The 21,774-nt window shown below is 72.4% G+C and carries 21 protein-coding genes and 1 riboswitch; of the genes, 10 read left to right on the top strand and 11 right to left on the bottom strand.

Annotation, left to right across the window (positions count from 1 at the left end; translation table 11 throughout):
* Positions 1 to 15: 15 nt before the first annotated feature.
* A complete protein-coding gene (locus BDW27_RS13820; protein ID WP_017542785.1) occupies positions 16 to 315 on the top strand; it encodes a DUF6221 family protein in 300 nt (99 codons plus the stop codon).
* Between the two features lie 4 nt (positions 316 to 319).
* Here the strand turns inward: BDW27_RS13820 and BDW27_RS13825 are convergent, their stop codons facing one another.
* Complete coding sequence (locus BDW27_RS13825) at positions 320 to 1,009, bottom strand: HAD family hydrolase (RefSeq protein WP_110049570.1); 690 nt, start codon at positions 1,007 to 1,009, stop codon at positions 320 to 322.
* 112 nt (positions 1,010 to 1,121) lie between these two features.
* On the bottom strand, positions 1,122 to 1,673 hold the full coding sequence (gene idi, locus BDW27_RS13830; protein ID WP_110049571.1) for an isopentenyl-diphosphate Delta-isomerase: 552 nt from the start codon (positions 1,671 to 1,673) through the stop codon (positions 1,122 to 1,124).
* A 175-nt stretch (positions 1,674 to 1,848) separates the two neighbouring features.
* On the opposite strand from idi, the gene BDW27_RS13835 reads away from it, so the two are divergent.
* The gene (locus BDW27_RS13835) at positions 1,849 to 3,366 is read left to right on the top strand and encodes an SDR family NAD(P)-dependent oxidoreductase (protein ID WP_026128935.1); all 1,518 of its coding nucleotides are present in this window, start codon (positions 1,849 to 1,851) and stop codon (positions 3,364 to 3,366) included.
* A 3-nt stretch (positions 3,367 to 3,369) separates the two neighbouring features.
* Here BDW27_RS13835 and BDW27_RS13840 read toward each other — a convergent pair whose 3' ends face one another.
* From BDW27_RS13840 to BDW27_RS13850, 3 genes are all read right to left on the bottom strand, one after another.
* Positions 3,370 to 4,383, bottom strand: coding sequence for a zinc-binding dehydrogenase (locus tag BDW27_RS13840; protein ID WP_110049572.1), 1,014 nt, complete (start codon positions 4,381 to 4,383; stop codon positions 3,370 to 3,372).
* Positions 4,384 to 4,517: 134 nt separating this feature from the next.
* A complete protein-coding gene (locus BDW27_RS13845; protein ID WP_026128936.1) occupies positions 4,518 to 5,168 on the bottom strand; it encodes a response regulator transcription factor in 651 nt (216 codons plus the stop codon).
* Positions 5,165 to 6,388: a sensor histidine kinase gene (locus BDW27_RS13850; RefSeq protein WP_110049573.1), complete on the bottom strand. Its 1,224-nt coding sequence runs from the start codon at positions 6,386 to 6,388 to the stop codon at positions 5,165 to 5,167. Before BDW27_RS13850 ends, BDW27_RS13845 begins: the two co-directional genes overlap by 4 nt.
* 180 nt (positions 6,389 to 6,568) lie before the next feature.
* Between BDW27_RS13850 and BDW27_RS13855 the strand changes: the two genes are divergently transcribed.
* Positions 6,569 to 7,849: a DUF418 domain-containing protein gene (locus BDW27_RS13855; RefSeq protein WP_233515756.1), complete on the top strand. Its 1,281-nt coding sequence runs from the start codon at positions 6,569 to 6,571 to the stop codon at positions 7,847 to 7,849.
* Between the two features lie 34 nt (positions 7,850 to 7,883).
* On the opposite strand, the gene BDW27_RS13860 is transcribed toward BDW27_RS13855, so the two are convergent.
* Entirely contained in the window at positions 7,884 to 8,168 is a 285-nt protein-coding gene (locus BDW27_RS13860; RefSeq protein ID WP_017542794.1) for a MoaD/ThiS family protein, read from the bottom strand.
* Position 8,169: 1 nt separating this feature from the next.
* Positions 8,170 to 9,273 carry a glycosyl hydrolase gene (locus BDW27_RS13865; RefSeq protein ID WP_110049795.1) on the bottom strand — a complete coding sequence of 368 codons (1,104 nt, stop codon included), beginning with the start codon at positions 9,271 to 9,273 and terminating at the stop codon, positions 8,170 to 8,172.
* Between the two features lie 480 nt (positions 9,274 to 9,753).
* Here BDW27_RS13865 and BDW27_RS13870 point away from each other — a divergent pair, with 480 nt between their 5' ends.
* Complete coding sequence (locus BDW27_RS13870) at positions 9,754 to 10,356, top strand: TetR/AcrR family transcriptional regulator (RefSeq protein ID WP_017542796.1); 603 nt, start codon at positions 9,754 to 9,756, stop codon at positions 10,354 to 10,356.
* Between the two features lie 120 nt (positions 10,357 to 10,476).
* Here the strand turns inward: BDW27_RS13870 and BDW27_RS13875 are convergent, their stop codons facing one another.
* Complete coding sequence (locus BDW27_RS13875; protein WP_110049575.1) at positions 10,477 to 11,769, bottom strand: MFS transporter; 1,293 nt, start codon at positions 11,767 to 11,769, stop codon at positions 10,477 to 10,479.
* Between the two features lie 149 nt (positions 11,770 to 11,918).
* Positions 11,919 to 12,039: riboswitch (cobalamin riboswitch) on the top strand.
* 27 nt (positions 12,040 to 12,066) lie between these two features.
* Here BDW27_RS13875 and BDW27_RS13880 point away from each other — a divergent pair.
* The 6 genes from BDW27_RS13880 to BDW27_RS13905 all read left to right on the top strand — a co-directional run bounded on the left by BDW27_RS13880 (position 12,067) and on the right by BDW27_RS13905 (position 17,983).
* Positions 12,067 to 13,566, top strand: a complete 1,500-nt coding sequence (locus BDW27_RS13880) for a CoA-acylating methylmalonate-semialdehyde dehydrogenase (RefSeq protein WP_110049576.1) — start codon at positions 12,067 to 12,069, stop codon at positions 13,564 to 13,566.
* Positions 13,563 to 14,705: an acyl-CoA dehydrogenase family protein gene (locus BDW27_RS13885; protein ID WP_110049577.1), complete on the top strand. Its 1,143-nt coding sequence runs from the start codon at positions 13,563 to 13,565 to the stop codon at positions 14,703 to 14,705. Before BDW27_RS13880 ends, BDW27_RS13885 begins: the two co-directional genes overlap by 4 nt.
* Positions 14,705 to 15,826 carry an enoyl-CoA hydratase/isomerase family protein gene (locus BDW27_RS13890; protein WP_110049578.1) on the top strand — a complete coding sequence of 374 codons (1,122 nt, stop codon included), beginning with the start codon at positions 14,705 to 14,707 and terminating at the stop codon, positions 15,824 to 15,826. The genes BDW27_RS13885 and BDW27_RS13890 overlap by 1 nt, the downstream gene beginning before the upstream one ends.
* On the top strand, positions 15,823 to 16,758 hold the full coding sequence (mmsB, locus tag BDW27_RS13895; RefSeq protein ID WP_110049579.1) for a 3-hydroxyisobutyrate dehydrogenase: 936 nt from the start codon (positions 15,823 to 15,825) through the stop codon (positions 16,756 to 16,758). Before BDW27_RS13890 ends, mmsB begins: the two co-directional genes overlap by 4 nt.
* 189 nt (positions 16,759 to 16,947) lie before the next feature.
* Complete coding sequence (locus BDW27_RS13900; protein ID WP_110049580.1) at positions 16,948 to 17,370, top strand: hypothetical protein; 423 nt, start codon at positions 16,948 to 16,950, stop codon at positions 17,368 to 17,370.
* 133 nt (positions 17,371 to 17,503) lie between these two features.
* Positions 17,504 to 17,983, top strand: coding sequence for a hypothetical protein (locus BDW27_RS13905; protein ID WP_146223262.1), 480 nt, complete (start codon positions 17,504 to 17,506; stop codon positions 17,981 to 17,983).
* An 85-nt stretch (positions 17,984 to 18,068) separates the two neighbouring features.
* Here the strand turns inward: BDW27_RS13905 and BDW27_RS13910 are convergent, their stop codons facing one another.
* The 3 genes from BDW27_RS13910 to BDW27_RS13920 all read right to left on the bottom strand — a co-directional run bounded on the left by BDW27_RS13910 (position 18,069) and on the right by BDW27_RS13920 (position 21,771).
* Positions 18,069 to 19,244: a beta-1,3-glucanase family protein gene (locus BDW27_RS13910; protein ID WP_017542804.1), complete on the bottom strand. Its 1,176-nt coding sequence runs from the start codon at positions 19,242 to 19,244 to the stop codon at positions 18,069 to 18,071.
* Between the two features lie 136 nt (positions 19,245 to 19,380).
* Positions 19,381 to 20,415: a methyltransferase gene (locus BDW27_RS13915; protein WP_110049582.1), complete on the bottom strand. Its 1,035-nt coding sequence runs from the start codon at positions 20,413 to 20,415 to the stop codon at positions 19,381 to 19,383.
* Positions 20,416 to 20,634: 219 nt separating this feature from the next.
* Entirely contained in the window at positions 20,635 to 21,771 is a 1,137-nt protein-coding gene (locus tag BDW27_RS13920) for a bifunctional 2-methylcitrate synthase/citrate synthase (RefSeq protein ID WP_110049583.1), read from the bottom strand.
* Positions 21,772 to 21,774: the final 3 nt, after the last annotated feature.

The following is a 21,774-nucleotide window of genomic DNA, read 5'->3' on the forward strand; positions in this document are numbered from 1 at the left end:
AAGAGGAGTTGTCCGTTGACCATCGTCGAGTTCCTGAACGCGCGTCTGGACGAGGACGAACGTGCGTCCAGGGCCGTCCCCGTGGGTTCACGCGGCCGGGAACGGGCGCTGGCCGAGGTCGCGGCCAAGCGCGGGATCGTCCGGGGCTACACCGAGGCGCACGACGCGAGCATGCGCATCGTCGACCCCTCCTCCCCGGCGGCGAACGTCGGCGGCGACCCGTGGTCGGAACTGCTGGCCTGGCGGCTCGCGGTGAAGTACCTGGCGTCCGTGTACCGGGGGCACCCCCAGTACGACCGGAGCTGGGAGGAGTAGCCCGCTAGGCGGGCTCGGGGAGGTCGAGGAGCCGTTCCACGGTCTGGGCCAGGTCGCGCCCCTCGACGTCGGGACTGGGGAAGACCGACGGGAACCGCCCCTCCAGGTGCGCGGACCACCCTGTCACCAGCCCGGCCCGGCGGCCCCCCGCCGCGTCCCAGCCGTGCGCCGTGACCAGCCCCAACCGTTCCGGGGGCACCCCCAGTTCGCGCGCTGCCGCCAGATACGGCTCGCGCGCCGGTTTCCACGCCGCCGGGCCGCCGCCCCCGGCGAGGGGTTCCAGCGGTAGTCCGGATCGTTCCAGCAGCAGGCGGACGTGTTCGCCGTCGCCGTGGCCGAGCACCGCCGCCCGGACGCCCCGCGCGTGGGCGGCCTCCAGCGCCGAGGCGGCCTCGCGGCGGGGTTCGAGCCGGGCGAGTCCGTCGATGATCGCGTCCTCGGCCCCCGGGGCGATCTGGTTCCCGGTGATGTCCCGCAGGGACCCCCGGGCCACGTCCTCGAAGGTGCGTTCCCCGCCCAATAGGGACAGGGCGAAGGCGTCCCGCAGCAGGTGGTCGCACCAGCGGGTCATGAGCACCCGGGGGATGCCCGCCTCACGGAACCGCCACTCCAGCGGGCCGAGCGGGAAGAGGGTGTCGAGGGCGTCGAGGACGAGGGCGGCGGGACGGACGGGACCGCGGGCGTGAGGGGGCACGGGGCGCTCCAACTCGGTGGGGGCGTGTGGTTGCTATCTACCCCGCAGCCGGGCTCAGAAGACGACGTGGCCGGAGATGTCGTCCTCAAGGTGGCCGGGAGACGGCCCCGGATCAGCGGGCGGCGTTGAGCCGCGGAATCTGCTCCGCCGCCCACGGGCTGATCACCCAGGGTGTGCGTTCGGCCAGTGCGGCCACGTCCGGCCAGGCCGCCCAGGTGAACTCGGCGACCTCGTCCGCGTCCGGGGCGGGGGTGTCCTCGGTGCGGGCCCAGAACACCGGGCAGAACTCGTTCTCCACGATCCCCTCGGCGGAGACCGCGCGGTACCGGAAGTCCGGCAGGGCCTCGGTGACCTCGGTCAGCTCGATCCCCAGCTCCTGGCGGACGCGGCGGCGCACCGCCTCCTCCATGGACTCGTCGGGAGCGGGGTGGCCGCAGCAGCTGTTCGTCCACACACCGGGCCAGGTGGTCTTGCCCAGAGCACGGCGGGTGAGCAGTACCCGGCCGTCCGGTCCCAGTACGTAGCAGGAGAAGGCCAGGTGGAGCGGGGTGTCCTCGGTGTGGACGAGGGCCTTGTCGGCCACCCCTACCGGCTCGTGCGCCTCGTCCAGCAGGACCACGAACTCGCGTTCCGCACCGCCGCCGGCGGCCGTCTGCTGGCTCACGAAACTCCCCCTGCCCGTGGTGCCAGGGCCCCACGCGTCGATTCCCAGTGCTGGCTCACCTCCCATGGTCGCCTGTCCCCGTGACCGCTTCGCACCGACCGTCCGGTCCCGGAGTGCGCATAGGGTTCCTGGTGGCCCGGCAGGAGGCCACCAGGAACAGCGGCGGGATGCAGTGGTGACGGAAACGGTGACGCGGACCACGGTCGACGGGATCGACCCGGACAGACTTCGGGTGTGCCTGGAGGTGTTGGCCGAGGCGGAGGGGCTGCCCGTCGACCACGACGACTCCCTGACGCTCCAGCGGGGTACCGCCCGGCTGTTCAAGGCCCTGAAGGAGCGGCGGCGCAAGGAGCGCAACGCCGCCCGCAGCGCCCACGACAAGGCCGTGTTCGCCGCCACCGCCACGGCCGCCCCGGACCGGATCGACGACGAGACCAACGGCCGCGCGCTCACCAGCCGCGCCCTGGCCTCCGGTGAGGACGGCGCGGAGGAGACCGGTGGCGCCGAGGACGCCGGTCGTCAGCTCGCCGGGGTGCTGCGCAAGGCCCGCCCCTGTTACGTGTGCAAGCAGAAGTACCAGGAGGTCGACGCCTTCTACCACCAGCTCTGTCCCGAGTGCGCCGTCTTCAACCGGCAGCGCAGGGAGGCCCGCACCGACCTGACCGGGCGGCGGGCCCTCCTCACCGGCGGCCGCGCGAAGATCGGCATGTACATCGCGCTGCGGCTGCTGCGCGACGGCGCCCACACCACTGTCACCACGCGTTTTCCCAACGACGCCGTGCGCCGCTTCGCCGCGATGCCCGACAGCGACCAGTGGCTGCACCGGCTGCGGGTGGTCGGCATCGACCTGCGCGACCCCGGCCAGGTGGTGCGGCTGGCCGACTCGGTGGCCGAACAGGGGCCGCTGGACATCCTCATCAACAACGCCGCGCAGACCGTGCGCCGCTCGCCGGGCTCCTACGCGCCGCTGATCGCCGCCGAGTCCCAGCCGCTGACCGGGGAGGGCCTGCCCGAACCGCTGGTGCTCGGCGGGGTCCGCCCCCGCGAGCTGGAGGGTGCCACCGAGTCCGAGGTGGCCGAGGTCGCGCCGCACACGCTGACCCCCGAGATGCTCACCTCCCTGGCGCTGACCACCGGCGCGGCGCACCCGGACCGGGCGCACCAGGCGGGCGCGATCGACGCGGGAGGCCTGGTGCCCGACCTGGCACCGGTCAACAGCTGGACGCAGCGGATCGGCGGGGTCGACCCCGTGGAGATGCTGGAGGTGCAGCTGTGCAACGTGAGCGCGCCCTTCCTCCTGGTGGACCGGCTGCGCCCCGCGATGGCCGCCTCCTCCGCGCGGCGCACCTACATCGTGAACGTGTCCGCGATGGAGGGCGTGTTCGGGCGCGGGTACAAGGGACCCGGCCACCCGCACACCAACATGGCCAAGGCGTCGCTGAACATGCTCACGCGGACCAGCGCCGAGGAGATGCTGGAGACCGACGGCATCCTCATGACCAGCGTGGACACCGGGTGGATCACCGACGAGCGGCCGCACCCGGACCGGGTGCGGATCGCCGCCGAAGGATTCCACGCGCCCCTGGACCTGGAGGACGGCGCGGCCCGCGTGTACGACCCCATCGTGCGCGGCGAGCTCGGCGAGGACCTGCACGGCTGCTTCCTCAAGGACTACCGGCCCTCGAACTGGTAGGCGTCAGGGTTCCAGGACCAGGCGCACCGGTGCGCCGACCCGCTTCTCCAGCCGGTCGACCGCCTGGGGCGCCTCCTCCAGGGTGAACCTCCCGCTGACGGAGCGGCTGAACTCCAGGCGGCCCGCCCGGACCAGGTCCACGAGCTGCACCACGTGCTCCGGTTCCGACCCGTAGTGGCCGAGGACCTGCTGGCGCAGGTAGCTGAACCGGGTGCCGTCGCGGACCTCCAGGGGCTTGTCGGTCAGCCCGACCAGCACCAGGCGGCCGTGCTCGCCGAGGACCTGGACGGCCTGTTCGCGCACGCTCGGGACCCCGGCGAAGTCGAAGGCGACGTCCAGGCCGCGTCCGTGGGTGAGCTGGCCGATCCGGGTGAGGAACTCCGGCGCCGTGGAGTCCAGTGCCACGTCCGCCCCGTAGTCCAGGGCGCGCGCACGGGCGTGCTCGTCGGGGTCGGCGGCGATGATCGGGGCGGCCCCCACCATCCGCAGGAGCTGCACGGCGTGCGCGCCCAGGCCGCCCACGCCCCACACGGCCACGGCCTCGGCCGGGCGCACGTCACCGGTGGCGGTCACGGCGGCCCAGGGTGTGGAGACGGCGTCGGGGATGATCGCGGCCTGCTCGAAGGGCAGCTCGTCCGGGATGGGCACTACCGTGGACTCACTGGCCAGCGCGTACTCGGCCCACCCGCCGTCGTAGTCCACACCCCTCGTGAGCACCTGGCCGTGCCGGTCGGGCTCACCGGCCTGGAGCGCCACCCGGTCGCCGACCCGGACATCGAACACCTCCGGGCCCAGTTCCTCGACCTCCCCGGCGACCTCGTGCCCCAGGGTGACGGTGTCCCCCTTGAGGTGGAGCGGGGTCAGACCGCCGCCGACGAGATGGGCGTCGGACAGGCACACACCGGCCGCCCGGACTCGGACGAGGACCTGGCCTGGGCCGGGGGTGGGCCGGGGGACGTCGGTGACCGTGAGGGTTCGGTCGGTGATGTTCAGCCGGGCCGCACGCATGGTGGCCATAGGTCGTTCCTCGCAGTCGTGTCGCAGGTGCCCATTTCCTCACCGATCATCACGGTTGGTGCTGGTGTGCGCACGGGGACGACACGGACCTCACGGGTCAGAACCCGCTCACTTTTTCGTCAAGCGGGCCGGGGTCAGTCCATGAGGCCGCCGCGGTACGCCCAGGCGGCGACCTCCACCCGGTTGCGCGCCCCGAGCTTCTCCTGCACCCGGGCCAGGTGCGTCTTGACCGTGCTCACGGTGACGTGCAGCTCCGCCGCCACCTCGGTGTTGGTGAGCCCGCGTGCGACCGTGCGCACGATCTCCAGTTCGCGGGCGGTCAGCCCGCTCTCGGCGAGGCCCTGCCGGGGTGCCCGGGCCGTCGAGAAGTGCTGGAGCAGACGCACGGTGATCTGCGGGGAGACCATCGCGTCGCCACGGGCGGCGGCACGCACCGCCTCGATCAGCAGCGCCGGTCCCGCGTCCTTGAGCAGGAACCCGACCGCGCCGCCCGTCAGCGCCGCGTGCACGTACTCGTCGAGGTCGAAGGTGGTCACCACGACCACCCGGAGCGGGTCGGCCACCCCCGGGCCGGCCAACCGGCGGGTGGCCTCCAGCCCGTCGATCCCCGGCATCCGGATGTCCATGAGGACCACGTCCGGGCGCAGCCGCTCGGCGAGCCGGACCGCTTCGATCCCGTCTCCCGCCTCCCCGACCACCGTGATCCCGTCCTCGGCGTCGAGCATGTAGCGGAACCCCGTCCGCACCATCTGCTGGTCGTCAGCGAGCAGCACCCGAATCGTCAACCCTGACCGTCCCCTCCGCGCCGCGCGGGGATGGTTCCCCGCACGGTCCAACCCTGCCCCACGCCGTCGGGTCCCGCGGACAGCTCTCCGCCGAGGAGCCGGGCGCGCTCGCCCATGCCCACCAGCCCGTGCCCGCCGCCCACCGGAAGCCCGGAGCCCCGGCCGTCGTCCTGGACGCGCACCTCCACCTCGCCGTCCAGGACCGAGACCACCACGCTCACCCGGGTGGCGCCCCGCGCGTACCGCAGCGCGTTGGTCACCGACTCCTGGGCGATCCGCAGTACCGCCGTGCCCACCTCCGGCGGCAGGTCCGGGACCGGTCCTGACACGTGCACGGCCACCTCGGGGCGGCCGGGCGCGGCCGGGGCGGCGAGCGCGTCCAACCCCTCGGCCGGGCCGGGCGCGAGCGGGGCCTCCCCCGGCTCCCGCAGGCGGGTGACCATCCCCCGCATGGACTCCAGGGCCCGGGTGCCCGCCGCCTCGATCTCCGGCAGGGCCGCGCGCACCGCCTCGGGGTCGCGCTCGGCGATGTGCCTCAGGGCCTGTGTCTGCACCACGATCCCGGTGACCTCGTGTGCCACCACGTCGTGCAGGTCGCGCGCGATGGCGAGCCGCTCGGTCGCGCGGACGCGCTCCACGTCGGCGGTGCGCTCGGCCCGCCGCCAGCGCAGGTACAGACCGGGAGCCAGGCCGGCGACGACCGCCAGCAGCGCGGCGGTCGGTTCGAGGTCGAAGGGTTCCCGCAGGTGGTCGGAGTAGACGGCGACGAAGGTCAGGACCATCACCACGGTGATCTGCCAGCCGCGGCACCGATACGCGGCCAGGGCGAGGATCGCCAGCATCCCCACGGCCTCGGACATGGTGACCGGGAAGCCGAAGATGCCCTTGGGCAGGGGCCACAGCAGCACCGACACGAACATCACGGCCACCGGCGCGACGATCCCGGCCGCCAGGGTCGCGAGTGGACCGGCCGAGGGCCGCGCGACCAGGGCGACCAGCAGCACGCAGAGAGCGCCGGAGACGCAGCCCGCGAAGTCCATCGCGGAGGTCGGCGGTCCCATCCAGTCCGGATGCGTGGGGATGGCCGACGCCGTCCGCAGATCCACGACCCACAGCAGGATCGTCCCCGCCGTCAGGGCGAACGCCACCAGGAGGGGGTACAGGCGCGACCGGCCGTCAGCGGTGGCGGAGAGCCTGTTCAGAGCCATGGTGTGGAGCATGGTGACCAGGCTAGGCCGTGGTCCGGCGGCCGTGCATCGGTCGAATGGCCGACGCGCGGCGGGTGGTGGGGGCGGGGATGGGCCGAAAGGCTGACTCCGCGCCCCTGGGGTTCGACTGATCGGTCGATGTGCGGCGAGGGGCCGCCGGGGGACGCTGGTCCCAACCACGAGGGAGGACCAGTGACCACTGCATCGACCCCGGCCGGGGCCCCGGCCACCGCACCGCCTGGAGGTGCACCCGACGGCGGACCCGCGCGACGGGTCGCCCTGCTGGACATCGCCCGCGCTCTCGCGATGATCGGCGTGGTGGCGATGAACGCGCCCACCGTCGTCTTCGCGGCCGAGCGCCTCGGGGAGGTCGAGCAGAGCACGCTCGCGTCGATCGTGGACGGGGCGCTGGGCCTGCTGATGTCGGGGAAGGCCCGCGCCCTGCTCATGGTGCTGCTGGGGGTGGGGGCCGTTCTCGCCTGGCGTTCCGCGACCCGGCGCGGAGGACGGCCGATGGCCGTCATGCTCCGCCGCTACGTGGTCCTGGGGGTGCTCTTCGGGGTGCCGCACCTGCTGGTGTTCCACGGCGACATCCTCACCCACTACGCGCTCACCGCGCTGGTGCTCGCCCCGCTGATGCCGTTCCTGCTGGCCGGGCGGGGGAACCGGCCCCTGTGGTTCGCGGTGGCCCTGTTCGCCACGGCCCCCTTCGCCGAGTTCGGCCTGGGCACGCTGTTCCCGGGCAGCCAGCTGGACATCCTGGTCACCCTCATCCCGCAGACTCTCGGGTTCTTCTGTGTGGGCGTGTGGCTGGCCCGCAGGCCCGAACTCGACCCCGAGCGCGCCGACGAGCCCACCCGGCTCCCGGCACGCATGATGTGGACGGGACTGGTGGGACAGGTGCTCGGCCTGGTGGCCCTCTACGGCGCCGACCTGTTCTTCCCCATGGAGTTCGATTCCGACGGCATCCCGGTGATGGGTCCCGACGGCGTCCCGGTGGCCTCCCCGGGGTCGGACATGATGGTCTCCTTCGGCGCGAGCCTCGGTGGCCTGGGCGGCGCCCTGTTCTTCCTGGGACTTGTGTGGTGGCTGGTGAGGCGGGACCGGACCGGTGCCCGCGCGCTGGGCACGCTGGCGCCGTTGGGCCGGATGACGCTCACCGTGTACCTGGGCAGCACCGCCGTGTTCCTGCTGAGCATGAAGCCGTTCGAGGGCGAGATCCCGCTCCTGGCGCAGTACGGGATCGCCGCCGCCTACTTCGTGGTGATGGCCCTGTTCGCCCGCTGGTGGCTGGGCCGTTTCAGGCTGGGGCCGCTGGAGTGGATCTGGCGCAGCCTCACCTACCTGCGCCCCATGCCGATGCGCCGGATCCCGGAGGCGGTCACGTCGTCGCTCACCGAACCCGAGCGGGTCGTCAGCGGACAGGACCCGGCAGGGCGGCCCGGAACCCCCGGCGAGGTTTCGAGGGGCTGAGGCGCGGAGCGCCGCTCCGGGGCGGTCCCGGTCTTCAGCCCCCGGCCACCGAGGGCAGCAGCCGGACGTCCGAGCCGTCGTGGACCGGTGCCTCCAGGCCGCCCACCGAACGGCACTCGTCCTGGTCCACGAACACGTTCACGTACCGGCGCAGAGCGCCCTGCTCGTCCCTGATCCGACGGTCCAGGCCGGGGTGGCGCGCGGCCAGCGCGTCCAGCACGCCGCGCAGCTCGGTGCCGTCCTCGACCTCCAGCGGCACGTGGGTGGCGCCCTCGGCGTCGACCCGCAGCACGCTGGTCAGGTGCACGGTCACCCGCATCTCACACCTCCGTGGCCCGAACGCACAGGACGTCGGGCAGGTGGGCGGTGACGAGGTTCCAGCGGTCATCGTCGTCGGTGGTCGCGTAGACGTCCCCGGAACGGGTGCCGAAGTAGAAGCCGGGTACCCGTGCTCCGTCCGTGCAGGCGGCGTCGCGCAGGACGATCCCGAAGTACGGCTCCTCGGGCAGGCCCTCGTTGACCGCCCGCCACGTCGCTCCGCCGTCGTCGGTGCGGTAGGCCCCCAGCCGGTACCCGGCCGGCAGGTGGACCTCCTGACTGATCACGGGGAAGTTCAGCGCCGTGTCCGGGTCGTGCGGGTGGGCGACCATCGCGAAGCCGAAGTCGGTGGGCAGCCCCTCCTCGATCCGGCTCCACCCGTCCACGGCCGGGTTGGCGCTGCGGTAGACCCCGTGGTGGTTCTGCGCGTAGAACGACCCGTCCGGGGCGGCGGCGACCTTGTGCACGCACTGGCCGTACTCGGGCTCCTCATCGGGGAGGAAACCAGCGGAGATACCCCGGTTGGTCGGCGTCCAACTGGCCCCGTCGTCCTCGCTCTGGTAGACACCCCCCGTGGACATGGCCACGGTGATCGCCTCGGGCGACTGACGGCCCGCGCCGAGCGTGCCGGGCAGGACCGTGTGGATGGCGGCGCCACCGGCGCCGGGCATCCAGTTGACCCGGTGCGGGTGGTCCCACAGCGCGCGGACCAGCTCGAAGCTGTCGCCCCCGTCCGAGGACCTGAACAGGGCGTGCGGCTCCACCCCGGCGAACACCGTGTCCGGGTCGGCGCCGAAGGCGAACTGCCAGGCGCGGGTCAGCGAACCGTCGGTGTCCTCGGGGAAGGCGATGGGCGGAGACGGCGGCTCGGTCCACGTGGCGCCGAGGTCGTCGCTGTGCCAGACGCTCGGACCGAAGTGCCAGCTCTCCGTCCCGGCGAGCAGCCGCTTGGTGCGCGGGTTGATCCCGACCGTGTAGACGGGGCTCATCCCCGCGTCGTTGGCCTCGTCCAGCCGGTGCGGGCCGGTCACCTCCCATGCGCGCCGATCCTCGCTCCGGGCCGTGAACAACCCCTTGCGTGTGCCGATGACCAGGAGATATGCCATGACGAACTCCAAGGTGTGAGTCAGGTCTCCACTCTGGCACAGGGGGGCGGTCGTGGCCGGAAGGCGCGGGGCCGACCCGGCGGGCGGGGTGGCGGAAGCGTCAAAGGCGGGGTTGCGGACGCCTCGGGTAGTGAATAGTTAGGAACCCGAACGATTTACCGTGGGTGGCGAATTCGCACCTCGGGGAAATGGTGGCCCTGTTGGAGGGATAAGTTCTGTGTGGAGGGAACCCTTTCCGGGCAAGGGTTCTGCGGCGAGTGGAAGGCGGTTGTCGGTACCAGATCACTTTGCAATAAACTCCCGGGCCAACCGGTGTTCGCTCCGAGGTTTGCCCAAACCCCGGGACGCCGGTCACGTCCCGTCATCCAGCCCGGAAGACATCCCGCTCCTTCGGTCTCTCGGTCCGTTTCGGGACCACCGTCCCAATGGCCGGTCCCGCGTACCATCGAGAACCGAGTTCCCACTCGATAGGGTCGCCTCATGCACCACCCCCCGGACACGCTCCACGCTCGCAAACGTCGTAAGGCGAGGGCCACGATCGTGTCAGCAGCCTTCCAACTCTTCGCCGAACACGGATTCGACAACGTCACGGTCGCGGCCATCGCGGAACGCGCCGAGGTCGGCCGCACCACCTTCTTCCGGTACTTCGGCGACAAACAACAGGTGCTGTTCGCCGACGACAGCGCCGAGGTGGACCGCATGTGCGCCTACGTGCGCGAACGCGTGGACCGGAAGCCGGGGACCGATCTCGGGGCCGCGCTCGCCCTGCTCCGTGAGGCCGCTGCGGCCACGCGACCCCACGCCGCCCTGTCACCCGCGCACTCGGTCGTGCTGGTGCGGCTCCTCCGGGAGAGCATCGACCTCAGGTCCCGCTACCTGCTCACCAGGCAGCAGAGGGCGCTCCGGCTGGCCGTGGCCCTGACGGAGGCCGGGACGGTGGAGGACGTCGCCGTCCTGGCCGCCCACACGGCGATGGCCTGCGATCTCACGGCGATGCGGCTCGCGGACAGCCCGGAGGCCTACCCCGCCCGCGTGGACGAGGCCCACGGGATGCTCCGCACCCTGGGGATGTCCGGGGAGTGACCGGATCGGGGCGCGACCCTCCTGCCCCGATCCGCACGCCCTGACACGGCCGTTCCCGGCACCCGCCCCCGGCCCGCACACCCGGACCCGGACCGGGCCGCGCGGGGGGCCGGCCGTGGCTCAGACGTCGTGCTCACGCACCAGACCGACGAGCCGTCGGCCGAAGCACGCCACCACCGCCAGGCTGACCGCGCCCACCAGTGCGTAGGGGGCACGGAGCGCGTCAGTCTGGCCCAGGGTGGGGGTCAGGGCGGCCACCAGGACACCGCCCGCCGCCATGCCCACGGCGCTCATGCCCCAGCTGACCGTGCGCATGGCGGCGTTCACCCTCCCGAGCAGGTGGTCCGGGGTGACGCGCTGACGGATCGACGTCATCGCCACCGCGTAGCCCAGGACGAGGCCGCCGCTGAGGAAGTACACCCCGGCCACCACCGGGGTGAGGGGGAGGAGCGCCACCAACGAGTAGAGCAGCCCGCTCCCGGCCAGGCAGAGCGTCGGCAGCGTCCCGTGCGGAAGGACGGAGCGCAGCCAGGAGACCACCTGCCCGCCGAGCACCCCGCCGATCGCGGCGAAGGCCATGAGTAGGCCGAACCCGGCCGGTCCCAGCCCCAGCGTGTCCCGGACGAACAGCACCTGGGTGGAGAGCAGGGTCGCGTAGGCGGTGTTCACGAACACCGCGATGACCGCCACCGCGCGCAGCAGCGGCTGGTCCCACAGGGCCCGCACGCCCTCGGCCACGTCCGCCCACACCCCGCGCGGTCCGCTCGGTGCTCTGGGAGCGGGGCCCTCCGCGAGTCCGGCGCCGACGGGTGCGGGGGAGGTCGCGCGGACCCTCAGGAGCGCGACCACCGACACCAGCAGCGCGACGATGTTGAACAGGAACGGCACGAACAGGCCCAGGGTCAGCACGAATCCCCCCAGCGGGCGCCCGGCGAACTCCTGCGCCACGATCGCCCCGGAGCGGACGTGCCCGTTGGCGCGCTCCAACGACTCCCGGGGCACGAGCGCGGTCACGGTGGTCTCGGCGGCGGTGTCGTAACAGACCTCCAGGGCGCCGAAGCAGAACGCGAAGGCCGCGAGCAGGGGGACCGAGGCCGAGCCGGAGAACACCACGAGGGCCAGCAGCGCCCACAGCAGCAGTCGCAGCGTGTTGGCGGAGACCATCAGGGTGAACCGGGGCAGGCGGTCCACGAGCACGCCCGCGGGGAGCGCCAGGAGGAGCCAGGGCAGCCGCCCGGCGGTGGCGACGGCGGCCACCAGGGCCGCGCTGTCGGGGGCCAGGGAGGAGGCCAGCCAGGGCACGGCGATCATCGCCACGCCGTCGCTCAGGTTCGAGGCCAGGGACGCGGACCAGAAGGCCCAGAAGCGACCGCCGAGCGGTGCCGCCGACGCCCGGGTCGTGGAGTCGGACATGGGGGACCGGCCTTCCGCACGCCGGTGTATCGGGCGGTTCCCGAGCGGGGCACCGGCACACGGCCCCACGCTAACCCGCCGCTCCCCTGCCACATCCGGGGGATGCGCGGGGGATCGGGAGCGCGAGGGGGCTGGATTTAGTAGGACGTCCAACTATATGGTGAGGGAGCCGCGGAGCGGGGAAGCTGGTGCGAATCCAGCGCGGTCCCGCCACTGTGACCGGGCAGAACACCCGGAAGTCAGGCCACCGCTCGCGGCCGGAGATTCGTGTGGTCCACGAGGATGGAGCGAACACGCATGGTCAGCGAGCTGACGCATTTCGTGCATGGCACCAACGTCCCGGGGCGGAGCGGCCGCTTCGGCGACGTGTACGACCCCAGCACCGGCCAGGTCCAGGCGAGGGTCCCCCTTGCGGACCGGGCGGAGACCGAGGCGGTCATCGCCGACGCCGAGCGGGCGCAGGTCGAATGGGGTTCCTGGAGCCCCCAGCGCAGGGCGCGGGTCCTGCTCAAATTCCTCCAGCTGGTCGAACCCGAACGCGAGTCCCTCGCCCGGGCCCTGTCCGCCGAGCACGGCAAGACCGTCGCCGACGCGCACGGCGACCTCCAGCGCGGACTGGAGGTGGTGGAGTTCGCGGCGGGCATCCCGCACCTGATCAAGGGCGAGTTCACCGACAACGCCGGGTCCGGGATCGACGTCCACTCCCTGCGCCAGCCCCTGGGCGTGGTCGCGGGCATCACCCCGTTCAACTTCCCGGCGATGATCCCGCTCTGGAAGGCCGCGCCCGCCCTGGCCTGCGGGAACGCCTTCATCCTCAAGCCCTCGGAGCGCGACCCCTCGGTCCCGCTCCGCCTGGCCGAACTCTTCCTGGAGGCGGGCCTGCCGCCGGGCGTGCTCAACGTGGTCAACGGCGACAAGGAGACGGTGGACACCCTGCTCACCGACCCCCGTGTGGCCGCCGTGGGCTTCGTCGGCTCCACCCCGATCGCCGAGTACGTGTACTCCACGGCCACCGCGCACGGCAAACGCGCCCAGTGCTTCGGCGGGGCCAAGAACCACATGATCGTCATGCCCGACGCCGACCTCGACCAGGTCGCCGACGCCCTGATCGGCGCGGGGTACGGGTCCGCCGGTGAGCGCTGCATGGCCATCTCCGTGGCCGTCCCCGTGGGCGAGGAGACCGCCGACGCCCTCGTCGCCAAGCTCACCGAGCGCATCGCCGGGCTCACCGTGGGCGCCTCGGACGACCCCGAGGCCGACTTCGGGCCCCTGGTGTCCAGGGACGCCCTGGACCGCGTGGACGCCTACGTGGGGCTGGGGGTGGAGGAGGGCGCCGAACTGGTGGTCGACGGCCGCGGACTCAAGGTCAAGGGCCACGAGGACGGCTTCTTCACCGGCGCCTCCCTGTTCGACCGCGTCACCTCCGACATGCGCGTCTACAAGGAGGAGATCTTCGGTCCCGTGCTGACCGTGGTGCGCGCGGCCGACTACGAGGAGGCCCTGCGGCTGCCCAGCGAGCACGAGTACGGCAACGGCGTCTCCATCTTCACCCGGGACGGCGACACCGCCCGCGACTTCTCGCAGCGCGTCAACACCGGCATGGTCGGCGTGAACGTGCCCATCCCGGTCCCGGTCGCCTACCACACGTTCGGCGGCTGGAAGCGCTCCGGCTTCGGTGACCTCAACCAGCACGGACCCGACTCCGTCCGCTTCTACACCCGTACCAAGACCGTCACCTCGCGCTGGCCCTCCGGGGTCAAGGAGGGCGCGGAGTTCACGATCCCGGTCGTCCGATGACCTCCGCGATCACCGACGAACAGCGCGCGCTGGCCGAGACCGCGCGCGGGTTCGCCGACGAACACCTCGCACCCTTCGCCGTCGGCTGGGACCAGACCAAGCACTTCCCGGTGGACGTGCTCCGCAAGGCCGCCGAACTCGGCATGGGCGGCCTCTACGTCTCAGAGGACACCGGTGGCACCGGCCTGACCAGGCTCGACGGCGCCCTCGTCTTCGAGGCCCTGGCCACCGGCTGCCCGTCCCTGGCCGGGTACCTGTCCATCCACAACATGGTCGCCTGGATGGTCGACCGCTACGGCGACGACGAACAGCGCGCCCGCTGGCTCCCGGGGCTGTGCTCCATGGAGACCCTGGGCAGCTACTGCCTCACCGAGCCCGGCGCCGGTTCCGACGCCGCCGCGCTCAGCACCCGTGCCGTCCGCGAGGGGGACTCCCACGTCCTCACCGGCTCCAAGCAGTTCATCTCCGGGGCGGGCGTCTCCGAGGTGTACGTGGTGATGGCGCGCACCGGAGGCGACGGCGCCGCGGGGATCTCCGCGTTCGTCGTACACCGCGACGACCCCGGGGTGTCCTTCGGCCCCAACGAGGCCAAGATGGGCTGGAACGCCCAGCCCACCCGCCAGGTCCTCATGGACGGGGTCCGGCTGCCCGCCGACCGTCTCCTGGGGGCCGAGGGCGACGGCTTCCGCATCGCCATGAACGGGCTCAACGGCGGGCGCCTCGGCATCGCCGCCTGCTCGCTCGGGGGCGCTCTGGCCGCCCTGGAGGGGAGCACCGCCTACCTGGGGAGCCGGGAGGCCTTCGGCGCCCCGCTCATCAACGCGCAGGCGCTCCAGTTCCGGCTCGCGGAGATGGCCACCGACCTGGAGGCCGCCCGCTCCCTGCTGTGGCGGGCCGCGAGCGCCCTGGACGAGGGCGACCCGGAGGCCGCGCACCTGTGCGCGATGGCCAAGCGGTTCGCCACCGAGGCCGGGTACACCGTCGCGGACCAGGCCCTCCAGCTCCACGGAGGGTACGGCTACCTCACGGAGTACGGCATTGAGAAGATCGTGCGCGACCTGCGGGTGCACCGAATCCTGGAAGGAACCAACGAGATCATGAGCCTCATCATCGCTCGACGACTCACCGGGGCCGCCTGATGACCGGCGTGACCACCCCCGGGGAACCGACCCCGGACGACGCGACGGTGCTGCTGCGGGTGGAGGGCACGCTCGCCCGCGCCACGCTCAACCGGCCGCGCACCATCAACGCCCTGGACCACGCGATGGTCCGGGTGCTCGCGGACGCCCTCACCTCCTGGGAGAAGGACGAGGGGGTGTCGGTGGTGCTGCTCGACGGCGCCGGGGAGCGCGGCCTGTGCGCGGGCGGCGACATCCGCGCCATCCGGGCCAGCGCGGTGAACGGTGACCGGCAGGCCGCCGACTTCTGGCGGGACGAGTACCACCTCAACGCGCGGATCGCCCGCTGTCCCAAGCCCTACGTGGCCCTCATGGACGGTGTGGTCATGGGCGGGGGCGTGGGTGTGTCCGCGCACGGCGGCGTCCGTGTGGTCACCGAGCGCTCCAAGGTGGGCATGCCGGAGACCACCATCGGGTTCGTGCCGGACGTGGGCGGAACCTTCCTGCTGTCGCGGGCGCCCGGCGAGACCGGCACGCACCTGGCGCTCACCGGCACGCCGATCGGCGCCGCGGACGCCGTGTACACGGGCATGGCCGACCACTACGTGCCCTCCGAGCGGCTGCCCGACCTCGTCGCCGCGCTCACGCGGGCGGGTACGGAGGCCGAGGTCACCGAGGCCGTGGGCCGGTTCGCCGAGATCGTCCCGGCCGCGCCCCTGGAGGCCCGGCGCCGGTGGATCGACGCCTGCTACTCCGCGGACACCGCAGAGGAGATCGTGGCGCGGCTGCGCGACCACGGCGACCCCGAGGCGGCTCAGGCGGCCGAGACCATCGTGGCCAAGTCGCCGACCGCCGTGAAGACCACCCTGGCGGCGCTGCGCCGGGCCCGGGCCCTGGACACCCTGGAGGAGGTTCTGGAACAGGAGTACCGCGTGTCCACGGCCGCGCTGGCCTGGCCCGATCTCGCGGAGGGCATCCGGGCGCAGGTGATCGACAAGGACCGGAACCCCCGGTGGTCCCCGGCCACGCTCGCGGAGGTGGACGACGCCGACGTCGACCGTGCCTTCGATCCCGCTCCGGACGGACCGGTCGGCCTCGCCGAACCGGTCGCCGTGACCGATGGCACCGGAGGTGCCCGATGACCGCGATCGCCTTCGTGGGGCTCGGCAACATGGGCGGGCCGATGGCAGCCAACCTCGTCACGGCGGGGCACGACGTCACCGGGTACGACCTGGTCCCCGAGGCGCTGGAGCGCGCCTCGGGCGCCGGGGTCCGGGTCGCCGGGTCCGCCGCCGAGGCGGTGGCCGGTGCCGACGTCGTCATCACGATGCTGCCGAGCGGCCGCCACCTGCTCACCGCCTACCAGGGCGGCGCCGACGCCGAGGGCGGCCTGCTGGCCGCCGCCCGTCCCGGCACGCTCTTCCTGGACTGCTCCACGGTGGACGTGGCCGACGCGCGAACGGCCAACGCCGCCGCCGTCGAGGCCGGGCACCGGGCCATGGACGCCCCCGTCTCCGGGGGCGTGACGGGCGCCGAGGGCGGGACGCTCACCTTCATGGTCGGAGCGCAGGAGTCCGACCTCGACACGGTGCGGCCGCTGCTGGACGTGATGGGCGCCAAGGCCGTGCACTGCGGCGGCCCCGGCGGCGGCCAGGCGGCGAAGATCTGCAACAACATGGTGCTGGGCGCCTCGATGCTGGCCGTGAGCGAGGCGTTCGTGCTGGGCGAGCGGCTGGGCCTGACCCACCAGGCGCTGTACGACGTGATGTCCACGGCCTCCGGGCAGTGCTGGTCGCTCACGACCTACTGCCCGGTCCCGGGACCGGTGCCCACCAGCCCGGCCAACAACGACTACCGGCCGGGCTTCGCGGCCGCGCTGATGGCCAAGGACCTGGGTCTGGCGGCCAGCGCTCTGGAACAGACCGGGGTGGAGGCGCTCATCGGCGCCCGCGCGGCGGAGGTCTACCGGACCTTCGTCGAGGGTCTGGACGGGGAGCCCCGGGACTTCTCCGCGATCGTGGAGTCCGTGCGCGAGCGCTCCGGCCGGTCGGCCCCGGAGGCCGTCTCGGACTGAGTGGGGCCGGAGGCGGCCCGGGTGACCCGAGGGAACGGGCACCCGGGCCGTCCGACGTCGGGCACACAGTGGCCGACGTCGGTCACACGGGGAGGAACCACGGCCCGCCGGGTGGCGTCTCACAGAGAGTCAGGCTTCGGGACGCGGTGTCCCGGGCAGTCGTCACCCCAGCGTGGAGCTGAATCCCCCATGAACCCCAAACCCGGCGCGCTCACTGCCATCCAGGTCATCCTCTTCATCATGTCCGCCATCGCGGGCCTCGCCCTCCTGCTGGCCGTGGTGGGCGTGAGCGCCGTGAGCTCCGGGGAGCTGGAGAGCGCCACCGGAGTGAGCTCCGGGACCTTCTGGTTCCTGATGCTCGTCGCCGCCGCGACGACCGCCTTCTACGCCTACGTGGCCTCCACCCTGGGCCGGGGCGGGTACCGCACCCGGACCCTGGTGCGCGTGGTGGTGGGGGTCGGAGTCGCCTCCGCGCTGATCAACATGCTGAGCGGGGAGAGCGGCATCGTCGGCCTCGTGCTCATGGTCGTCGTCCTCGTCCTCAACGAGGGCGAGTCCGCCAAGCGCTGGTACGAGGAGACCGAGAACCCGGCCCCCCTCCGGGGCCACTGACCGGGTCGGCGCCGGGGCGGTGTCCCTGGTGGTGGATCCCGAGTGGGGAACGTCCGATCCGGTCGCTAGGATCCAGACCCGGCGAGGACGGGCCCGGTCCGAGGCCCGCCGCCCTCTCACCAGGAAGTCCCCCATGAGTACGAGCCGCATGCCCCTGGCGCTCAGAGCCCTGCGCAACATCCTGTGGATCATGGTCGTCTTCGGAACGATGGGGCTCGTCCTCTCCCTGATCGGGTTCTCGGTCATGACGGAGGAGGAGATCCACCAGGAGACGGGGATGGGCCGGTCCGCCTCGATCGCGCTCATGCTGTCGACTGCGGTCATGCTCCTGGTCAAGGCGTACGTCGCGGCGTCCCTGAGCCGGGGAGGTCGGGCCCAGCGGTGGTGCGTGCGTGTGGTCGCGGCGTCGTACCTGCTGCCGGGGCTTGTGCTACTGCTGGTCCTGGACGTCACCGGGCTCTTCGACATCGCGGTCGGCCTGCTGTACCTGGCGCTCAACGAGAGCCGGTCGGCCCGGAACTGGTACCGGTCGCGGGCGACGGGCGCGGCACCGGAGGCGGCCCCTCCGAGGGCGGAGCCTCCGGTACCGGACGCCCCGGCCCCGACCCCCTGACACGCGTGCGCGCCCCGGCCACCTCCGGCTCCCATCAGGCCGGGGTGGCCGGGGCGCGCGTCCGTGGTGCCGCCCCGGCGGCGTCCTAGAACGGCGTCAGGGTGATCTCCAGCCCCGAGGGGCCGTGGTCCTGGATGTAGGACGCGAAGTCCTCGACGTCGTCGAAGGCGAAACCGTACGCCTTGCCGTCCTCCGTGTGCTCGTGGAACGTCCCGGCGTAGCGGTTGGCGATGTCGGCCAGGTAGAACTCGGCCGGGTCGTTGGTGGGCTGGGCGGCGTGGTCCAGCAGGGTGGCGCGGTTGAGCGCCGCCCCCACGATCGCCGCCACGGGGCCCGTGATCCCGTCGTTGGGCGCGGCCAGGGCGCCGTCGCAGAAGAGCACGTCACGGGTGCTGGGCCGGGGGATGGGCGAGACCCCGCCGTCGAACAGCAGCTCGTCGCCCTGGACCCGGCCGGTGAAGGTCCCCGCGTTGGTGGTGACGCTCAGGTCGGTGCCCGCGTAGTGCGACCACACCTGGTCCACGTACGGGTCGTAGTAGTCGGTGGGGAAAATCCCCGCGTCGAGCCCGTGACCGGGGGCGATGATCCGGTGACCGTCGTAGACCAGGGACGAGAAGTCCGGGTCGGCGGCGAGGGTCTCGAAGATCGCGTCGCGGCCGCCGGGCAGGAGGAAGCCGGTGCTCTGGTCCTCGTTCCCGGTCAGCCGGATGCCGATCGGCACGCTGAACTGGTCCACCATCGAGGTGTTGCAGAACATGCCGTCCTCGTTGTGGGTGAACTCCACCGAGTCGTGCAGGACGTCGAAGCCGTGGTCGTCCTCGACCCAGCCCGCCGGGAGCTGGAGGGCGGGGTTGCCGTCTCCGTCCTCGACGATCCGGATACCGAGCTTGCCTCCCATGGCGAAGTAGATCCGGCCGGACATGTAGGGGAGCGTCATGCCGGAGAGGGCGCCCAGGGGGATCGAGTAGTCCGTGTAGCCGTCGTCGGTGTTGTCGTCCACGCTGACGGGGTGGGGCGTGCCGTCGGAGTCGACCCAGCAGTGGACGTCGTCGACGAGGTCGGTGCCGACCACGTACACGAGGACCTCGTCGTCCCCGAAGCGACCGCTGTTGTTGGTGACGCTCACCGGGAGCGCTCCCAGGTTGGACGAGTCCGAGACGGGGGCGATGTTCTGGGGCCTGGTGGCGCAACCGGTCGCGCCGAGCAGGGGAGCCCCGACGGCGATCGAGGCGCCGCCCAGGAAGAGCCTGCGGTTGATCATGGAACTCCTCAGTAGCGGGTGTGAAGAGGTGCGCACCATGGAGCCAGGCCGGGGGTGTCCGCGTCAACGGGGTCAGTGGGGCGGATTCGCGTGGCGATCACGTTACCCGTGGTGACGAAGTTGCGTGTGATGTAGATCACATGGGGTGTCCGGGGGTGAGCTCCATCAGAGCGACCCCCCTGTGCCGGTGGCTCCCCGCGACCGACAGCCCCGCGCGCTCGGCCAGGGCCGCCAGCTCGTCGGCGCCGCGCTCCCGGCCCTGGAAGAAGGCCAGCATCCGCAGGTCCAGCTCGCTGACCACGTCCTCGGCGGCGTGCTCGGCCACCAGCACGGTCCCGGCCGGACCTGCCGCCTCCGCGCACCGCCGCAGGATGGCCTCGGCCGACGCGTCGTCCCAGTCGTGCAGGATCCAGCCGAGCACCAGGGCGTCCCCGGTCACCGGCAGCGGATCGAAGAAGCTGCCCTCGACGGCGTCGGCGCGGTCGGCCAGACCCGCCTTCCGGAGGTTGACTCGCGCCGCCGCCACCGGACCCGGCAGGTCCACCACGGTCCCGCGCGGCCGGTGGAAGCGTTCCAGCAGTGTGATCAGCAGTGATCCGTTCCCGCCGCCCACGTCCACGATGTGGTCCAGCGCCTGCCACTCGTACATCTCCGCGAGGGTCCCGGAGTGGTTGACCATCCGGGCGCTCATGAGTTCGTCGAACGAACGGGAGAGCTCCGGGTCGGCGGACAGGTCCTCCCAGAAGTTCGAGCCGTCGAAACGCAGGGAGTAGGCGCTCCGGCCGGTACGCAGCGCCTCGGCCAGCTCGGACAGGCAGAGGTCGGCGCGTCCGTGCGCCCCGTCCCCCGCGAACCAGCCGAGCCGGGAGTACGGGTGGTCCGACCGCAGGGACGCCCCCACGGCGGTGAGCGCGAACCGGTCCCCCTCCAGGGTGAACAGATCCTCCTTGACCAGGTACCGCAGCACCCGCGACAGGCCGTCCGGGTCCGCCCCGACCGCGGCGCCGAGTTCGGCCGCCGTGCGCGGCCCCTCGGCCAGGTGGTCGGCGACCCGCAGCGTGGCCACCGCCCGGATCGCCATCGGGGTGACCGGGCTGGCCAGCGACCAAAGACGTGCGGACGCCTCCCTGGCCTCCTCGGTGCTCCCGTGTTCCCCACGCTCTGCGCTCATCGGGCACGCTCCAGACAACTCGGGCCGTCTTCTCCTCGGCTCCTCCGGACACTACCCAGGACGGGGCGTCTCCATGGGCGCAATCTCCCCACACGTGGCGATCCGGGGCCCGCCCCACGAGCGCCCGAGGCCGACCGCACCCGGACGGGTGCCGGCCGCACGCCGCTGACCCGGCCCCGAGGGAGACCGGGCCGGGTCAGTCGGTGGCGCGGCGGGTGGTCAGCCCGCCAGCCGCTGGGCGGGCAGCGGCACCGAACGGCGCTCGCGACCCGTGTAGCTGCTCAGCGGACGGATGAGCGCGTTCGCCTCCTGCTGCTCCAGGATGTGCGCGGTCCACCCGGTGATCCGGGCCATCACGAACAGCGGCGTGAAGGTCGGGACCTCGAACCCCATCAGGTGATAGGCGGGGCCCGCCGGGTAGTCCAGGTTCGGGTGGATGCCCTTGCGCTCCACCATCGCCGTCTCCAGGGCCTCGTACAGCTCCATGAGCTCGTCGGCGCCCTTGAGCGCGGCCATCCGGTCCAGCGCCTCGCGCATGGTCGGCACCCGGGAGTCCCCGTGCTTGTACACGCGGTGCCCGAACCCCATGATCTTGCGCTTCTCGGCCAGGGCGGTGTCCAGCCAGTCGGAGGCGCGGTCGGCCGAACCGATCTCCTGGAGCATGTGCATGACGGCCTCGTTCGCGCCCCCGTGCAGGGAACCCTTCAGGGCGCCGATCGCGGCCGTCACGGAGCTGTAGATGTCCGAGAGAGTTGAGGTCACGACCCGGGCGGTGAACGTGGAGGCGTTGAAGCTGTGCTCGGCGTAGAGGATCATCGACACCTCGAAGCAGCGCACCACCTCGGTCTCCGGCACCTCCCCGAAGCACATGTGGAAGAAGTTCTCGGCGTAGTCCAGGCCCGGGTCCGGCTGGATCGGGTCCAGACCCTGACGGCGCCGGTGGTCGGCGGCGACCACCGTGGGCAGTCTGGCCAGCATGGCCTCGGCCTTGACCCGGTTGGCCTCGACCGAGTTGTCGTCCTCGGTGGGGTCGTCCGCGCCCAGGTAGCTGATGGCGGTGCGCAGCACGTCCATGGGGTGCGCGGTCTCGGGGAGACGGCGCAGCAGGTCCAGGGTGTGCCGGTCCAGGGCGCGGTTGGCCCGCTCGCGGGCGGTGAACTCGCGCAGCTGGCCCGACGTGGGCAGCTCCCCGTACCAGAGCAGGTACGCGACCTCCTCGAACGTGCACGAGGCGGCCAGGTCCTGCACCGGGTAACCCCGGTAGGTCAGCGAGTTCGAGGCCTCGTCGACCATGGAGATCTCGGTGGTGTCGACCACCACCCCGGCCAGTCCCTTGCGGATCGCCGTGTCGGTCATGCT

This window comes from Nocardiopsis sp. L17-MgMaSL7 (genome assembly GCF_003182025.1).
GTDB classification, from domain to species: domain Bacteria; phylum Actinomycetota; class Actinomycetes; order Streptosporangiales; family Streptosporangiaceae; genus Nocardiopsis; species Nocardiopsis prasina.

Bases quoted from the DNA above. Each gene is read 5' to 3' on its own strand.
- BDW27_RS13840 (WP_110049572.1), bottom strand. From the start codon at position 4,383: ATGGCCACCATGCGTGCGGCCCGGCTGAACATCACCGACCGAACCCTC.
- BDW27_RS13850 (WP_110049573.1), bottom strand. From the start codon at position 6,388: ATGCTCCACACCATGGCTCTGAACAGGCTCTCCGCCACCGCTGACGGC.
- BDW27_RS13860 (WP_017542794.1), bottom strand. From the start codon at position 8,168: ATGCGGGTGACCGTGCACCTGACCAGCGTGCTGCGGGTCGACGCCGAG.
- BDW27_RS13865 (WP_110049795.1), bottom strand. From the start codon at position 9,273: ATGGCATATCTCCTGGTCATCGGCACACGCAAGGGGTTGTTCACGGCC.
- BDW27_RS13870 (WP_017542796.1), top strand. From the start codon at position 9,754: ATGCACCACCCCCCGGACACGCTCCACGCTCGCAAACGTCGTAAGGCG.
- BDW27_RS13875 (WP_110049575.1), bottom strand. From the start codon at position 11,769: ATGTCCGACTCCACGACCCGGGCGTCGGCGGCACCGCTCGGCGGTCGC.
- BDW27_RS13880 (WP_110049576.1), top strand. From the start codon at position 12,067: ATGGTCAGCGAGCTGACGCATTTCGTGCATGGCACCAACGTCCCGGGG.
- BDW27_RS13885 (WP_110049577.1), top strand. From the start codon at position 13,563: ATGACCTCCGCGATCACCGACGAACAGCGCGCGCTGGCCGAGACCGCG.
- BDW27_RS13890 (WP_110049578.1), top strand. From the start codon at position 14,705: ATGACCGGCGTGACCACCCCCGGGGAACCGACCCCGGACGACGCGACG.
- mmsB (WP_110049579.1), top strand. From the start codon at position 15,823: ATGACCGCGATCGCCTTCGTGGGGCTCGGCAACATGGGCGGGCCGATG.
- BDW27_RS13900 (WP_110049580.1), top strand. From the start codon at position 16,948: ATGAACCCCAAACCCGGCGCGCTCACTGCCATCCAGGTCATCCTCTTC.
- BDW27_RS13905 (WP_146223262.1), top strand. From the start codon at position 17,504: ATGAGTACGAGCCGCATGCCCCTGGCGCTCAGAGCCCTGCGCAACATC.
- BDW27_RS13910 (WP_017542804.1), bottom strand. From the start codon at position 19,244: ATGATCAACCGCAGGCTCTTCCTGGGCGGCGCCTCGATCGCCGTCGGG.
- BDW27_RS13915 (WP_110049582.1), bottom strand. From the start codon at position 20,415: ATGAGCGCAGAGCGTGGGGAACACGGGAGCACCGAGGAGGCCAGGGAG.
- BDW27_RS13920 (WP_110049583.1), bottom strand. From the start codon at position 21,771: ATGACCGACACGGCGATCCGCAAGGGACTGGCCGGGGTGGTGGTCGAC.